This is a genomic window from Acinetobacter sp. RUH 2624 (genome assembly GCF_000162375.2).
In the GTDB taxonomy this organism is placed as follows: Bacteria; Pseudomonadota; Gammaproteobacteria; order Pseudomonadales; family Moraxellaceae; genus Acinetobacter; species Acinetobacter nosocomialis.
The window spans coordinates 499379-512964 of record NZ_KI391939.1 but is presented as its reverse complement, the minus strand read 5'-3'; the positions used below and the strand labels follow the sequence as shown (position 1 = coordinate 512964).

The window sequence follows — 13586 nt, the reverse complement described above, 5'->3', positions numbered from 1 at the left end:
ACCCTGCTTTAGAACTTTTTGTCTAATTCAGCTTGATAAAGTTTTTCTTTAAGAAGATATCCCTCAAGCTGCCATATTTTTTCGCGTGCATTCTTGAATGCAATTTCCTGACCGATAAAAGGGTCAAAATTTTCAGGACTAGCACAAGCGCTTTCACCAGTAACCGTAAAGCCGTTTTCCATAACGATTGTGCAAAAAGTTAAACAACGTAATGTTTGATACGTCTTTTCATCCATTGCCTGTTCAGGGTCAATGGCTGCTAAAGGAGAATGGTAATAAATATGCTTAACTTTTGAATCAATATGAGAAGGAGTTATGCGAGGAGCTGTAAGACCTTTCTCTTGAATTTGCTGTTCAATTTGTTCTTCAGACATTTGATGCACCTTTTAGCTACGTTTGCTTTATGAGGTAAAAGCCCGTACTGATACGGGCCCTTTTTTAATTATTCAGCCTTTAGAAGCTTAATAATTTGTGCTTTAGTTTCTGAACCAGATAATGAAATACCCTTTTCAACCGCAACAATTGCGAGTTCTTCAGGTGTCATACTTGAGTAAGATTTAGCGGGATCAGTTTGTTTTGGTTCAACATCATCAAACCAAAGTGCGGTTTCTTCTTCAGGTACAGAAAAAACCTCACCTTCTTGAACTAAGCGATCGTTATAGAATCCCTTTTGATTTGCTCGAACTTGCTTGTATTCCATCATTAAGCCCCCGCATAAACTGGATATGCTGCGTTAACATCGCGGCTATCAGAAATGTATGAGAACACAGACCCTGCTGTAAAAGGCCCGCTACCGACAGAATAGTTCAAACGAACATAACGCTTAGGTTTCACTGGAAGCATGACCTCAGCAATTACACCTGAATTAAGTTCAACGGCAGTATAAGCACGCGAAGTCTCAATGGTTTCCCAATTGCTGTTATCGCTTGATTGTTGAAGCTGCACAGTAATGGTTGCAGTTGTTGGAGCTAAATTTTTACCGCGTACTAAAACAGGCAAACGATTTACACTTGTTGATGCCTTTTGCAAATCAAGTGTGTCCGTAGATGTCGCAGTAACTGTAATTGCTTGGTCTTGCGACATTACTAATAATTTATCAATAAGCATAGCTAGGCTACTCCTTAAACCACACGAGATTCAGTGTTTAAAATCGCATCGACACGACGGATTGGAATACCGTCGAACTTAGTAACGCTACGACCGCCTTGCTCTTCTACAGTGATACGCACGTTTTTATTGTTAACACTTTGGCGACGAAGGAAAGACGAAATAGTACGGTTGGCATAAATAGCAACACGACCACTTGTTTTACGAGGTAACAACTCAGCAGCTTGGGCCAATAAATCAAACAAGTCCGCGCCGGTCACGGGCTTAATCTACAAGACGGTGGAAATATCCTTGTGTTCTTTTCTCACTGGTGGGATTTGGAACAGTACCAACAAATTATCGAACGTATTGGACCAACACGCCAAGCGCAAGCGGGCTATGACCGCCCTGTTTATATCTATCACATCATTGCAAAAGACACGATGGATGAAATCGTTATGGAGCGCCGTGAGTCTAAACGAGAAGTACAAGATCTATTAATGGAGGCTATGAAAAAGCGATGCGAAGTTTGATTGAAAAAGACACCGACGATTTACCAGAAGAAATTTTAATTAGCATTGGAGAAGTTGCGTAATGGGGAAATATATTGTTGTAGTTGAATCAGAGAAACCGCCACAAATTTTTATACATGACGATGTACCAAACATCGGCAAGGTTTTAGAAATTAAAGCGGAAGAAATACCAAATCGAGTTACAGCAGCATGGTTAATGGAGCGATATAGTTTATCAAGAAAAACCATTGTTGATGAATTACGGGCTCATAATCTTGGTACTAATGGTAAACATCTTTATAACCCTGCCACTGTCATGCCGATTTTAGATAATCTAAATAAGGCTAAAGCCCAAAGGCAAGCAAGACGTAAAAATTAAAAAAAGGCGCTATATGCGCCTTTAATTATTTTAATCCTTTGAATAATTGCTTACGCATATACTCAGTTGCTGCATGTTGCTGCATATCTGTGAAACTATCAAACTTAGTGTTTTCTCGAACAAAAGTATCAATGTCTTCCTGCGGGATAGCCGCAAAATCTTCTTCTGTTTCTACTTTAAACCCCGCCTTCTCAAATAGTTCATCAATATTTTCGAAATCAGTATTAGTTTGAAGAAACCCATCATTAAATAAAGTACCTAAAGAAACTTGTTGTTCACCATTAAGTTTTTTAGCATTTTCCGATAACTTTCTTAATTTGTTAAAACCGTCTTTCATAAATTTTTTGCTTCTTTTAAAATGAATGAACATTATTAATATCTATTTTGCTCATAAAATGATATAAAATAAATATTTTATTACAATAAAATCACCCTGCCCCCATTGCGCCACCACTCAATTTTAAGCAATTGATTTATTTCAAATATTATAACCTTGCCAAGGTTGGGGTCGCGAGTTCGAGTCTCGTTTCCCGCTCCAAAATTTAAAAACCACTTAATTCGAAAGAATTAGGTGGTTTTTTTATTGTCTATTGGTCAATTCAAAATTCGCATTAAAAAAACGCTTTATATTTCCATTGCAGTACCATGAAATTTGGAGTGTTATTATGCAAAAGCCAGTTAAACGCGGGGACGGCGTGGCGCATCACTGTTCGTTATCTAGGCAAACGTTATACGCCTACTCGAGATACAGCGAGTGAGTGTGAACAATGCGCCGCTAAAAAATTATTAGAATTACAATCTGAATATGCTAATCCTGAGCCTGAAAAAATCCATATCTCCTTCTATGCCCTTTTTGAACAGTACTATCAAGAAGAAGGCAGAAAAATGAAGAGTGCCCGCTTAATTGTTCAAATACTTAAATGCCTAAAGAAAAAAGAATAATGAAAATATAATTAATAGACCTCTTGCGAAAGTCGTTATTGCAAGTTCATCCGATTTACCAGTGCAGCGATTAAGTTAATGCGTAAACCGAATCTTTTCCGTCTATTTCGATAGCGTTCACTTAATATTCTAAATGTTTTCAATTGACTATTAATATGTTCGATCACAACTCGTATTTTTCCAATCATTTTATTGTACTTTTTCTCAACATCAAATAAGGGTAAATTCTTCTTTTTCTTTATTGGCATCAATAATTTAAAGCCATCTTGCTCTAATCCGTAGTACCCTAAATCGGTCATAACATATTTACAATGTTTGAATTTTTTAACCGTTCTTCTTGCCAATTTAATGTCATGCTGACTGCCATTCGATATATCTAGCCCTATGATTTGTTTGCTGTTCGGATGATAGATCACTTGTGCTTTTAGCGTATGTTTCTTCTTTTTACCACTGTAGAACTTACTCTGATTTTTTTTTCGGACGTTCTATTGAACATTCTGTCGCATCAATAATGACCCAGTTAAACTGTTCGTCTGCTGTGGTAATGCTTCGTTTTGGCAGAGTAAACCGTCTTGATTTCATCAATGCATCTTCAACCTTTTTAATGGTTCGATTCACATTACTTTCAGCGATATGGTAATTTGCAGCCAACTCCAATTGAGTGCTGTAATTCCGTAAGTAATTGAGTGTTAATAATAATTGATCCTCTATAGCTAAAGTATGAGGACGCCCAGATTTCTTTTTAAGTGATTCTACTTCTTTTAAAACTTCGATCATTTCACTAAAAACTGGTCGAGGTACACCAACCAAGCGCTGGAATTCAGAATCTGAAAAACGATTTAATTTCTGATATCTCATGAAATTTAGATTGAGGTGGTTTTTACTTTCGCAAGAGGTCTAATATTTTATGATTAAACCCATCATTAAGTTTTTATTGATATTGAAATTAAAAATTAGCTTAAAAGTATATTATCGCAAAGTCTCCCGAGCAAGGGCTTTTTTACGTCCAAAATAAAATGTTAACAAGATTTCATTTAACCTTTTGCGCTCAAATAAAAAAAGACCACATCCTCCAACAGAATAATGCAGCCTTTTTTAACAGTTAAGTTAATGTGCTGTCTCTGCTGCTTTAGGTTTAAAGACCATTAAACAGACCACAATAAAAGCCAACAAAACGAAAGATGCGCTAAATCTGCTTAGCTCTAATCCACCATGTGCGATAGGTTTATCGAGGAAATCACCTAAAACCGCTCCGAGCGGTCGAGTAAGAACAAAGGCCAGCCAGAATAATAATGTTCTTGAGATTTTGGTATAGAAATAGCAGATTGCTAAAACCAATAACAAAGTACCAAAAATTAAAGCAGCGCTGGTATACCCTAACCCTTGAGTATCCGCAGTCCAATCACCTAATGCTGTTCCCAATGTTTGAGAGAACATAATGGTTAGCCAATAGAAGGCTTCACTTTTAGCAGATTGAATACTTTTTACCGAAATTGTGCCGCAGCTTAAATACCAGACAAACAAAGAGAGACCTAATAAAATAAGCAATATTAAACTTCCGCCTGCATAACCCACACCTAAAGTTCGGTCAACAAAGTCGGCAATTGTCGTTCCTAATGTGGTCGTGGCAATAATGGTCGCCCAATAAAAAAATGAATTGTATTTTTTGGCTTTAATTTGCAAGCCAACAAAAACTGCAAATATCACTGCGAAAATAGCTGTACTAATTCCATATCCCAAATTAAGGGACATAGATAGCGCATCTCCAGCAGTTTCACCTAAAGTGGTAGCAGCAATTTTAATGATCCAGAACAGTAACGTAACTTCTGGAACTTTACTTAAACTTTTAGATAAACTTTCATGACTCATCACTGCATGTTCTCCAAACATATTCACCGATTAGCCAATATCTAAAAGATCAAGCCTTAAGCTGAAATTAAGAGTAAAAATAAACTACAAAGTTCCCCAATAATGAATACTTTGATCTGTTAATTGAAAGGATGAGTTCTTAATTTGTTGCAAACACTTTGTTATACAAACTTTTTCATCTTAATGTCATAAATATTAGGTTGTTCTTTATTACTCTCAAGTTTTGTAGTTATTTTTATAACTTTCACTTTATCTATAGTTTTTATTTTCTAATAATTTTATTGTTATTTGCTTGAATTAAATAAAAAACCTACTCCATGAGCAGGTCTTAATTATGTATATAGCTCAGCTTATAGAACTCTTCGCTAAACATTTTTCATGCCATATCATTTGAAAGTCTTCAACAGCTTTTGTCTTGGTTAAAGGATCTTCAAATAACTTAGAAGAATATGCTGTATCTATAATTTGTTGATAAAGCTCTTTTGCCTCTGCTTCTTCAAGATGATTAGCAATCTCTTGTAGTTCAATCACTGGTACATCATGTTGTCTCGCATCCATAACGCCTTTTGCAGCATTTTTCACAAGATAACAATAATGCGTTTCCATAGTTTCAGATGCAGCATAGCATGGAAGAGTGATCGCGCTCATAAAGAGGAATATAAATTTCATAATCTCACCTTAATTTCACGCGCAAGGGTAACAAGTTATCCTTTAAAATTACAGCCCAAGTATTTTAAAGGTTCGCTCATCGAGCTCCCTTAGCTCATCCAAAGTATAAAGTCGGCCTTTAGGATCAAAGAATTTGTCAAAATCAAATTGCCCTTCTTTATATAATTTATAGCGTTTAGGGCCTAACCATTCTTTTTGGAAAAAATTATCGGTCAGTTTAAAAAACTCTTTAAAGGAAATATCTGCATCTATTTGACCCATTAATTGAGCCCGTTCATCTTTAGGAATGTCTCGCATCCTTCTTTCATCCATAATAAAAGATCGATTACCAATAAGCCTTCCGTCCTTACTAACAGGAACCAGAATACTCCGGCAATTGGGATGCAAAGGTGGCACCCTTTTCGCTGGATCATTCAATTTCCAAATTGAACCGTCAATGGCTGCACAAACTTTAGAAGTCCTCCCATCAAGTACACTCACAAACCTGACATATTCAAAATTAAATTTTTTGAAGTTATATAAATAGACCTGATTTGAGATATGGCTCCGCAGGGTTCTGACAATACGCTCAATATCAATTCTGGTACTGTTGAGCAATCCATCTTCATACTTAAGGCGTTTCGTACCAGTAATACGCCTAATAATTTGCTGAGGTGTCATGCCTGTATTCATTCCATCGCGAATAGCATATTCAATTCTTTGCAGGGCATTCTCACTAATTTGAGCTAAGGATTCACCAACTAAGGCACCACCCGCTAAAGGCACTCGTTTTATTGACTGATAAAGCTGTTCTCCCTTTAATTCTTTAATAACCTTACCAAATAGTTTGGCCATATAGTTTGACTCATATATAGCCAAAGCAATTGCCGAGTGAGTAAAGATTTCCGGCAAAACAGTGTTAATTGAATTAAACCAATCTGAAATTACTAGTTGAATATTTTTAAGGTGACGAGTTGTGTATTCTCCACCTGCTAAAGCCGCCCTTTCAGTATCATTAAGCTCTTTTATTAAATGCCCCAAACGATCAAGCATAGTTATTGTTTCAGTATTAAAAAATCTAAAAAGCTCATTTACCGATCTGGAAGATGCTCGATAAAGATAGGCTTGATGTTGTGTGAAGACATCAAAAAGCGATTTTTCAGTAATATTCTTCATGAAAGTTACCTCTAAAAAGCGCACTTTATTATTTTTTTTATATCGCTGATCTGTAGAAATTTTAAGGAACTAAAAATTTGAAAAGCTAATTAAACTGGTAATTTTGTTTTATAAATTTTTTCTGAACGCTAATGTTTCCAATAAAATTGGCCAACCATAAAATAAATTCATCACGATACTCAAAGCGCGGAAGTAAGCTCAAGTCAACTTTTATCTCTCTTTCAGAAAGAGGCTTACTTAAACATTCTTCAAAATCAATTTTGCTATATTTTAGTTTTAAATTGATTTGCTCAGCTTCTTTTCTAATTTCAGCCATGACTCTATTAAGATTAGTCACCGGATTATCAGTAATCTGGTACTTTTCATAAATATTGGCGTATACATTTTCAGCAATATCTAAATATTTAATGAGTTCAGCATTCTCATTCATCTCGTTATCTTCCTATTTTTTTGGAAATTATGTACGAGTAAATGTTTCTATACGTAATTTAAGCGTATTTTTATGTGAAAAATATTTTAATAAAAATAACAATTCATTGCTTAACCTACTATTTTTTATATCATTAATATTTTCTCATAAAACATTTCCATATTTTCTGACATTTTTAATTGGCATAAATATGTACCATTAACGGTTTTAACAGAAAAAACCGCCCCAGAAAGCGGTAGCTGAATTCTATCAGCGAGATATAGAAGTATGGTGGATGAATACTTCTATATTTTATGAAGACAGTTTACTATTTTTAATATAGTCCTCAGATTTAAAGTAATTAATAATCATCTCTGCATTTTCTTCTCTACTTGGATCAGCAGCAGCTGGAATCTCGATCTTATCCATTTTAAAGTCTTTCGGAATATAGTTTGAAATTGGAGGCAGCTTTTCCTTTCCGCCTACCGTCATTCGTTCAATAAAACCAGCCAACCATAAAATAAACTCGCCTTCATTTTTAAACTTAGGCATCAAACTTAAATCTATATGGACTGATTTTTCTTTATTAAATTGATTTAGGCATTCTTCAAAATTTATAAAATTATACTTAAGTTTGAACTCAGTACCTTTAATTGCTTTACGAATCAGGCTAATTAAACAATTCAAATTTTGAATCATATCATCCGTAAATAAATTGTCTTTTTTAATTTCCTTATATACTTTATCCGCTATAGCTAAATACTTTGGCATTTCTTCCTCCTCAATTTTTTATAAATAATTGAAAATAAAAAAATTCATATTTTGATTATGAAGAATTAATTGTAATTGAGTGAAATCAAATTAGCTTTCAATGTAAAAATTACCAATATTATGTAAAATTGCACCAGAATGAACCACAAAAAAATTCATATTACGTTAACTGGTCCACAATTTTATTTAATAATTTTAACTAATTAGAAATGTTTTCTTTCAATTGTAAATGATTATTTTTTAGACATACTCTTCTAAGATAATAGTTTTATAAATCAATGAGAAACTTATTTTTTAAATTGCTTTTTCTATGATAAAACTCAATATCGAGATTGTCTTTCTTTAAGTTGATAATTTAAAAAAACTTAATTAAAGATAAATTTATAACACTGATCTATCTGTTATATTTTTTTGAAAAAATTCTGTATCTATGATTACACATTGTATTTCTTCATGATAGTAACTATCTAGACACGAGGTAGCTAACATGAATTTTTTAAGAAAGAAAAATAAAGCTAGTTTTGTATTATTTATTATCACTCTCTATTCAATGTTAGGGTTTGGCTTAGGCTATGTTATTTGGGAATATTTCCTACAAATTCCATGAATTATTAAGCATGAAAAGTACCTTTCAAAATTTAAGTTATCTCAAGATTGAAAGGTACTTAGCCATCAGTTAACGCTATGTCTGGCAATTTCAGCATTAATCTCTAGACTTATTTCTTTACTGCGATGATAAGCTGCTTTTAAAGCCAGTCGAATATCATCGGAAAGATTGCCTAGCTCAAACATTCGTAATGCAGATTCAGTAATGCCATTAGCTAATGTGACCTTGCCACATAACTCACTTGGCTGAACATTACTTTTACGCACCATGTCTACAGCACCTGACGCTGCTTGAAGTGCCAGATCTAAAGCAAACTGCTTATCTAGCCCCATAGAAACACCAGTTTTTACCATACTGTCGAGGATATAAAAGAAGTACGCTGGGCCTGAACCCGATAACGCGATAATGGCATCACTTTCTGATTCTGAATTTGCCCAATAGGTCTGCCCTGTGGCTGAATAAATTGTCTCAACTAACTCTTTATCTAAAGGTTCTAGATATTCTGAACCAATCAACACATGAGTACCTGTATAAGTTAATACTGGTGGGTTAGATATGATTCTTATAACCTTTTTTGAACCCGTAATATTCATGAGTTGTTTGATATTAATTCCAGCCATCATCGATAGAATAGTTTTATCAGCTAACCATTTTTTTAATGGTGCTAAGATGACTTTTAGATTTTTTGGGTCTACTAATAGAACAACGATATCAGCCTTTTTTACCTCATGCTGCTTTTGCTTTAGAATGATTTCATTATCAAACTTTCCTTCCTCTATAAGATTAATTTTTTCTTTTTGAAATCCTTTTAAAACCAAACCTCCAATTAAAGCTAAAGACAAATTACTACTACCGATGAAGCAAATATTTGGTTGTACTATATTCAACATTTAGAATTATTTCCTTCCTTTAGATATACTACAAAAAGAAATATTATTTATGACTTAAGTCATGGACCGTTAATACAATAAAAATTTAATAAATTTTTATGAATGTTAAGTTTAATTTTACAACTAAACTCTATTTTGAGCTAAGATTACTCTATTACTTATGACGTTATGAATAACAAATTAAACTAAATTGTTAAAAATATGTAATTAAAAATTAATTATAGCTTATCTGATTTAAGCAATATACTTGCCAGACTTAAAGTGGTTTTATTTAACATCCACTTAAAGATCTTTGTTCTTTTTTTAAGAAACTTTCCGCTATTCGTGATGCTTCCTGATAATTTATTTCGCTGTATACCCAAAATGACAAAAGCTTTCCACCTAAATGAAAGTATTGCTTATAGTACTCATTTATATCATCTGAATGAGGGTTTCCAACACAGAAACTATCTTCATTAATTTTTCTTACTTTACCGTTTAAAATACCGCCAATACAAATATCCATTTTTATACCAGTTATAATGTTAACTTATACAACACAAATTTAATTTTTATATTATATAAAACAAATAATCAACTTATTTAATATTTTATATAAAAAACCCACAAAGGAAGAAGTGGGTTTTTTAACTACGTAGATGATTTCATGTTATTTAATTGAGCAAATGGCCAAAAAATAAATCAAATAAAATCATCAAATTATGTTATTTAAGCATTCGTCACAATTGTGATATTCGAAGCTTGAGGGCCTTTTTTACCCTGTGTCACAGTAAACTGAACACGCTGGCCTTCTAGAAGAACTTTAAAGCCTTGTGTTTGAATCTCAGAAAAATGTGCAAAAACATCTTTACCTTCATCAGTTTGAATAAAACCAAAACCTTTAGTTTCATTAAACCATTTTACTGTACCAGTAGCATTAGACATAAATTAATCCTAATTTTAAAAACATTATCATTTGTTATTGGGTATTCCAATTGAACTAAAAAATATACACTCTACTTAAATATCTAATAATATACGGAGGATTATAAATAAAACTACGAAAAGAGAGATTTAGGGTAACATGAATATTTTTGTAGTTAATGTCGACTATACACGCTTCTTAACGAATTGCAATCTCTATCTTGATTAATTGATTTTCCACACAATTTGTGCGTCTCTAACGATCACTTATCTATTGATTTTAAATGCTATTTTTTAATTTAGTTAATTGTTTTAACTTCAATATATTAATTAAATATATCTTATTTTTATACTATAAAATTTTATCTTTTGAAAATTATTAAGCCTCTCTTTACGCTCTAAAACTACTTTAATATCTTACTAAAATATTTTACTTTTTTATAAAATATACAGACCTGTATATATACACTTTATGTATTCTGATTTAAAGTACGTGTGCAGCTTAACATATTGATGATAAACAGGAAGTAGCCACGTGAACGGTCTCTTAGTTTTTATAACCATTGCTTTTCTTACCTTATCTAGCCCTGGACCAGGCGTTTTATTTACAGTAACAAATTCAATAAATTACGGTGTTCGTACCGCTTTATTCGGTATTAGCGGTTTAATCATTGGTATGTTCATTATCGCTGTGATTTCTGCAAGTGGTGTTGGTCTCATTATTACCAGTAACCCCACCATCTTTACTGTTTTAAAGTTTATTGGGGCCTTTTATCTTATGTATTTAGGTTATAAAAACTTTATAAACAAATCTCCTACTCAAGATTTACTAGAAACTGAACACAACGATAAAATCGTGAAGAAATCAAAACTTTTTTATCAGGGGCTATTTGCTTCATTACTTAATCCGAAAACGATTGTCTTTTTTATTGCACTTTTTCCTCAGTTTATTGATATTAAAAAAGAAATATTAAATCAATTTCTCATTTTATCTTTAACCTTTTGCTTTATCGGATTTTTAATTCATTTAGTTTATGCTAATTTTTCTTCAATTTTTAAAGAGAAAATGCTTGCCGGAAATAATTTTGCAAAACTGAATAAAGTGAGTGGTTGTATTTTCTTTCTTCTCGCCATTTTACTTATTACTGGCTTTGTTGCATAAACATTCAAAAGCTGAGTTCTCCCCAATCCATTCAAATTTAAGACACAACTTGGGTGCGAGGTCTACCTAATTCCGTAAATCTATTCAGAACTGCCACACGCGCATGAATTTCATTGACCTGACTTTGAAAATGTCTTGCCGTCAGCCTATCACCTAATAATTTGATGCAATGCATCTTGGTTTCCACCAAACTACGACGGTGATAACCCGACCATTTTTTCCATAGGGTTCTGCCTAAATGTTTAACCGTTTGAAGTAACTCATTTCGTTCTATTGAACTTATTTTAGAATCTTTCCAGGGCTTGGCATTCTTTCTGGGTGGAATTACTGCATGTGCTTGACGATCTGAAATCACTTTTCTGCAGCACTTCGTGTCGTACGCGCCATCGGTATAGACAGAATCTATTCGCTCATCTAGTGGAATTTGATCCAGTAAATCACCTAGTACTTGTGAATCACTGACATTATTTGTAGTAAGCTGAACGGCACGTATTTGCAGTGTTTCAGCATCTATACCAATATGCAGTTTACGCCATTGCCGACGGTATTCAGGCTGATGTTTTTTACGCTTCCATTCGCCTTCACCTAAAAACTTTAAACCCGTAGAGTCGACAAGTAGGTGTAACCCATCATGACTTTTCTGATAGCTTATCGCAATATCAATATGCTTTTGTCGTCTACAAAGGGTGGAGTAATCTGGTGCTGTCCAATTCAAGCCACAGAGTTTAATCAGGCTTTGAACAAAGCCAGTAACCATACGTAAAGAAAGACGGAATAGAGATTTGATCATTAAACAGCATTGAATCGCTGTATCGGAATAAGTTTGATTTCGTCCTTGCTTGCCTTGTGGTTGTGCATACCATTGCGTCTTAGGATCAAACCAGATTGAAATATTTCCTCGCTTGATTAAAGCTTGGTTATACGAGGACCAATTGGTTGTACGATAGATTTTAGGTGTAGGCTTCTTCATCTGGAAATTATATTACTGAAGAAGCCTTCAAGAATAGCTTTGTGCAACAAAGCCCTTATTACTCAATAAAGAATTTGTATTATAAAAAGAAGAATGGATCAACTTGCTATATGTATTCAGCTCAAGCAAGTTGGTCTTTTTAAAAACTCACACGGTTAGCAAGCCATCCGTAAAAGAATTGTTCATACTTTGGATTTTTCTCTGTAATTTCAATATAGCGTTGGCCTTGCATAATATTTAGAAGACGTACCATCACTCTTTCCCCTTCTTGACCGCGATTTTTAATATAGAGTGATAAAGCCTGTAAGGTAGAAGTCCCATATTGACCATCTAATTTAAGATCGCTCCATCCCTCTTTTCCTTGTCTGTTTAACAAATTCAAAGCACGTTGTAGAAGTGGTTTTGTAAAACCAAGACCACAATTTACTCCTGTATCGAGCAGTTCTTCAGCAATGATTGGACTAATCAAATTAATTTGATCAAATCGCGGCTCAAGCCAATATTGCTTTTTATAAATATCTCTTGCAGTTTCTAAAGGTAAATCCTCCATTTCACCTTGATATCCATAGCTACGTGCAACTGCTTGAGTAATTCCAAATTTGGTGGCATGTCCAGAGTCAAGCGTATCATTTACATAACCACCTTCACGTTTTATAAGTGCATCTAGATATTGTTCAACCTTCATGGGCCTGTCCTCATTTATATAACTCGCTGATAGCTATTAACTTTGAATATCATCTTTTGCTTTTTTTAAGTCTTTCATTACTTCAACAATAGTTTTTCCTTCTTGTTTATTAATGAAGTTAAATATCCACCTCACAATTGCCCAACCAGGTAAGCCACAAATAAAGAAGAATCCACCTAAAGTGATCATGCCCCATATATCAGTCACCCATTCATGTAAGTCCCATTTCATGATAATGAATGAACCACCAGTCAAGCTTGAGACAATAGTACAAATCAAACCTACTACCCATTCTTGAGGCGAACGTGGGAAACGCATGATTAAAACCACCGCTACGACTAAGCTTACTGCTAAAGCGATCATCATGACCGTACCATACAGCTTAAAAATAGAAGCTAGTCCATTTAATGTTAAAAAATTTTCCATAATACAATCCTGTCTCATACTTAAAATTTGAAAAATAATCGTACTTACTACATTGTTATTTCTCATATTTTTATAAAAAATTGCTATACACCCGTGCTTAGCCTAGCCGTTCTTTTTTCTTTTAAAACTGGCATACATATATGACTTATCT

The 13586-nt window shown here is 33.7% G+C and carries 20 protein-coding genes and 2 pseudogenes; 5 read left to right on the top strand and 17 right to left on the bottom strand.

Going from position 1 to position 13586, the window contains the following annotated elements; all coding sequences use genetic code 11:
• Positions 1 to 8 precede the first annotated feature (8 nt).
• The 4 genes from HMPREF0014_RS09115 to HMPREF0014_RS09100 form a co-directional block, all read right to left on the bottom strand.
• The gene (locus HMPREF0014_RS09115) at positions 9 to 374 is read right to left on the bottom strand and encodes a Gp49 family protein (protein WP_020992198.1); all 366 of its coding nucleotides are present in this window, start codon (positions 372 to 374) and stop codon (positions 9 to 11) included.
• A gap of 68 nt (positions 375 to 442) precedes the next feature.
• Complete coding sequence (locus HMPREF0014_RS09110) at positions 443 to 703, bottom strand: hypothetical protein (protein WP_006580594.1); 261 nt, start codon at positions 701 to 703, stop codon at positions 443 to 445.
• Positions 703 to 1107: a Bbp16 family capsid cement protein gene (locus HMPREF0014_RS09105; RefSeq protein ID WP_006580593.1), complete on the bottom strand. Its 405-nt coding sequence runs from the start codon at positions 1105 to 1107 to the stop codon at positions 703 to 705. Before HMPREF0014_RS09105 ends, HMPREF0014_RS09110 begins: the two co-directional genes overlap by 1 nt.
• 14 nt (positions 1108 to 1121) lie before the next feature.
• Positions 1122 to 1367, bottom strand: coding sequence for a phage major capsid protein (locus tag HMPREF0014_RS09100; protein WP_006580592.1), 246 nt, complete (start codon positions 1365 to 1367; stop codon positions 1122 to 1124).
• Here HMPREF0014_RS09100 and HMPREF0014_RS09095 point away from each other — a divergent pair.
• A pseudogene (locus tag HMPREF0014_RS09095) lies at positions 1359 to 1619 on the top strand (ATP-dependent helicase); the annotation flags it as partial. The gene HMPREF0014_RS09100 and the pseudogene HMPREF0014_RS09095 sit on opposite strands and share 9 nt — an antisense overlap.
• Before the next feature lie 61 nt (positions 1620 to 1680).
• Positions 1681 to 1977, top strand: a complete 297-nt coding sequence (locus HMPREF0014_RS09090) for a hypothetical protein (protein WP_000521590.1) — start codon at positions 1681 to 1683, stop codon at positions 1975 to 1977.
• A 25-nt stretch (positions 1978 to 2002) separates the two neighbouring features.
• Here HMPREF0014_RS09090 and HMPREF0014_RS09085 read toward each other — a convergent pair whose 3' ends face one another.
• Complete coding sequence (locus HMPREF0014_RS09085; RefSeq protein WP_002036151.1) at positions 2003 to 2314, bottom strand: hypothetical protein; 312 nt, start codon at positions 2312 to 2314, stop codon at positions 2003 to 2005.
• A 328-nt stretch (positions 2315 to 2642) separates the two neighbouring features.
• On the opposite strand from HMPREF0014_RS09085, the pseudogene HMPREF0014_RS25875 reads away from it, so the two are divergent.
• Positions 2643 to 2910: pseudogene (locus tag HMPREF0014_RS25875) on the top strand (site-specific integrase); the annotation flags it as partial.
• 44 nt (positions 2911 to 2954) lie between these two features.
• Here HMPREF0014_RS25875 and HMPREF0014_RS25275 read toward each other — a convergent pair.
• From HMPREF0014_RS25275 to HMPREF0014_RS09045, 6 genes are all read right to left on the bottom strand, one after another.
• Positions 2955 to 3777 (bottom strand): IS5-like element ISAba27 family transposase gene (locus HMPREF0014_RS25275; RefSeq protein WP_076611894.1). Its coding sequence is split into 2 segments (ribosomal slippage): positions 2955 to 3395 and positions 3397 to 3777, totalling 822 coding nucleotides; the frame shifts between segments, so codons are not numbered across the junction.
• A 249-nt stretch (positions 3778 to 4026) separates the two neighbouring features.
• Positions 4027 to 4788 carry a membrane protein gene (locus HMPREF0014_RS09065; protein ID WP_004709759.1) on the bottom strand — a complete coding sequence of 254 codons (762 nt, stop codon included), beginning with the start codon at positions 4786 to 4788 and terminating at the stop codon, positions 4027 to 4029.
• Positions 4789 to 5133: 345 nt separating this feature from the next.
• Positions 5134 to 5457: a hypothetical protein gene (locus HMPREF0014_RS09060; RefSeq protein WP_004887969.1), complete on the bottom strand. Its 324-nt coding sequence runs from the start codon at positions 5455 to 5457 to the stop codon at positions 5134 to 5136.
• A gap of 48 nt (positions 5458 to 5505) precedes the next feature.
• A complete protein-coding gene (locus HMPREF0014_RS09055; RefSeq protein ID WP_004887970.1) occupies positions 5506 to 6612 on the bottom strand; it encodes a minor capsid protein in 1107 nt (368 codons plus the stop codon).
• Between the two features lie 85 nt (positions 6613 to 6697).
• Entirely contained in the window at positions 6698 to 7042 is a 345-nt protein-coding gene (locus HMPREF0014_RS09050) for a hypothetical protein (protein ID WP_002048765.1), read from the bottom strand.
• A gap of 291 nt (positions 7043 to 7333) precedes the next feature.
• A complete protein-coding gene (locus tag HMPREF0014_RS09045) occupies positions 7334 to 7792 on the bottom strand; it encodes a hypothetical protein (protein ID WP_004887971.1) in 459 nt (152 codons plus the stop codon).
• A gap of 487 nt (positions 7793 to 8279) precedes the next feature.
• Here HMPREF0014_RS09045 and HMPREF0014_RS25270 point away from each other — a divergent pair, with 487 nt between their 5' ends.
• Positions 8280 to 8399, top strand: a complete 120-nt coding sequence (locus tag HMPREF0014_RS25270) for a hypothetical protein (RefSeq protein ID WP_002048755.1) — start codon at positions 8280 to 8282, stop codon at positions 8397 to 8399.
• Positions 8400 to 8464: 65 nt separating this feature from the next.
• On the opposite strand, the gene HMPREF0014_RS09040 is transcribed toward HMPREF0014_RS25270, so the two are convergent.
• The 3 genes from HMPREF0014_RS09040 to HMPREF0014_RS09030 all read right to left on the bottom strand — a co-directional run bounded on the left by HMPREF0014_RS09040 (position 8465) and on the right by HMPREF0014_RS09030 (position 10213).
• Positions 8465 to 9289 carry a pyrroline-5-carboxylate reductase dimerization domain-containing protein gene (locus HMPREF0014_RS09040; RefSeq protein WP_004887972.1) on the bottom strand — a complete coding sequence of 275 codons (825 nt, stop codon included), beginning with the start codon at positions 9287 to 9289 and terminating at the stop codon, positions 8465 to 8467.
• 271 nt (positions 9290 to 9560) lie between these two features.
• Positions 9561 to 9794, bottom strand: coding sequence for a hypothetical protein (locus tag HMPREF0014_RS09035; RefSeq protein ID WP_002048783.1), 234 nt, complete (start codon positions 9792 to 9794; stop codon positions 9561 to 9563).
• A 203-nt stretch (positions 9795 to 9997) separates the two neighbouring features.
• Positions 9998 to 10213, bottom strand: a complete 216-nt coding sequence (locus tag HMPREF0014_RS09030; RefSeq protein ID WP_002048761.1) for a cold-shock protein — start codon at positions 10211 to 10213, stop codon at positions 9998 to 10000.
• A 514-nt stretch (positions 10214 to 10727) separates the two neighbouring features.
• Here HMPREF0014_RS09030 and HMPREF0014_RS09025 point away from each other — a divergent pair.
• Positions 10728 to 11354, top strand: coding sequence for a LysE family translocator (locus HMPREF0014_RS09025; RefSeq protein WP_020992197.1), 627 nt, complete (start codon positions 10728 to 10730; stop codon positions 11352 to 11354).
• A 37-nt stretch (positions 11355 to 11391) separates the two neighbouring features.
• Here the strand turns inward: HMPREF0014_RS09025 and HMPREF0014_RS09020 are convergent, their stop codons facing one another.
• From HMPREF0014_RS09020 to HMPREF0014_RS09010, 3 genes are all read right to left on the bottom strand, one after another.
• Entirely contained in the window at positions 11392 to 12324 is a 933-nt protein-coding gene (locus tag HMPREF0014_RS09020) for an IS5-like element ISAha3 family transposase (RefSeq protein ID WP_004812228.1), read from the bottom strand.
• 139 nt (positions 12325 to 12463) lie between these two features.
• Positions 12464 to 13009 (bottom strand): N-acetylmuramidase, encoded by a 546-nt coding sequence (locus tag HMPREF0014_RS09015; RefSeq protein WP_004887974.1) that lies wholly within the window; start codon positions 13007 to 13009, stop codon positions 12464 to 12466.
• Positions 13010 to 13045: 36 nt separating this feature from the next.
• Positions 13046 to 13435 carry a hypothetical protein gene (locus HMPREF0014_RS09010; protein WP_002048752.1) on the bottom strand — a complete coding sequence of 130 codons (390 nt, stop codon included), beginning with the start codon at positions 13433 to 13435 and terminating at the stop codon, positions 13046 to 13048.
• Positions 13436 to 13586 lie beyond the last annotated feature (151 nt).

Coding starts and splice junctions, on each gene's coding strand:
- HMPREF0014_RS09115 (WP_020992198.1), bottom strand. CDS start 374: ATGTCTGAAGAACAAATTGAACAGCAAATTCAAGAGAAAGGTCTTACA.
- HMPREF0014_RS09110 (WP_006580594.1), bottom strand. CDS start 703: ATGATGGAATACAAGCAAGTTCGAGCAAATCAAAAGGGATTCTATAAC.
- HMPREF0014_RS09105 (WP_006580593.1), bottom strand. CDS start 1,107: ATGCTTATTGATAAATTATTAGTAATGTCGCAAGACCAAGCAATTACA.
- HMPREF0014_RS09090 (WP_000521590.1), top strand. CDS start 1,681: ATGGGGAAATATATTGTTGTAGTTGAATCAGAGAAACCGCCACAAATT.
- HMPREF0014_RS09085 (WP_002036151.1), bottom strand. CDS start 2,314: ATGAAAGACGGTTTTAACAAATTAAGAAAGTTATCGGAAAATGCTAAA.
- HMPREF0014_RS09065 (WP_004709759.1), bottom strand. CDS start 4,788: ATGAGTCATGAAAGTTTATCTAAAAGTTTAAGTAAAGTTCCAGAAGTT.
- HMPREF0014_RS09060 (WP_004887969.1), bottom strand. CDS start 5,457: ATGAAATTTATATTCCTCTTTATGAGCGCGATCACTCTTCCATGCTAT.
- HMPREF0014_RS09055 (WP_004887970.1), bottom strand. CDS start 6,612: ATGAAGAATATTACTGAAAAATCGCTTTTTGATGTCTTCACACAACAT.
- HMPREF0014_RS09050 (WP_002048765.1), bottom strand. CDS start 7,042: ATGAATGAGAATGCTGAACTCATTAAATATTTAGATATTGCTGAAAAT.
- HMPREF0014_RS09045 (WP_004887971.1), bottom strand. CDS start 7,792: ATGCCAAAGTATTTAGCTATAGCGGATAAAGTATATAAGGAAATTAAA.
- HMPREF0014_RS25270 (WP_002048755.1), top strand. CDS start 8,280: ATGAATTTTTTAAGAAAGAAAAATAAAGCTAGTTTTGTATTATTTATT.
- HMPREF0014_RS09040 (WP_004887972.1), bottom strand. CDS start 9,289: ATGTTGAATATAGTACAACCAAATATTTGCTTCATCGGTAGTAGTAAT.
- HMPREF0014_RS09035 (WP_002048783.1), bottom strand. CDS start 9,794: ATGGATATTTGTATTGGCGGTATTTTAAACGGTAAAGTAAGAAAAATT.
- HMPREF0014_RS09030 (WP_002048761.1), bottom strand. CDS start 10,213: ATGTCTAATGCTACTGGTACAGTAAAATGGTTTAATGAAACTAAAGGT.
- HMPREF0014_RS09020 (WP_004812228.1), bottom strand. CDS start 12,324: ATGAAGAAGCCTACACCTAAAATCTATCGTACAACCAATTGGTCCTCG.
- HMPREF0014_RS09015 (WP_004887974.1), bottom strand. CDS start 13,009: ATGAAGGTTGAACAATATCTAGATGCACTTATAAAACGTGAAGGTGGT.
- HMPREF0014_RS09010 (WP_002048752.1), bottom strand. CDS start 13,435: ATGGAAAATTTTTTAACATTAAATGGACTAGCTTCTATTTTTAAGCTG.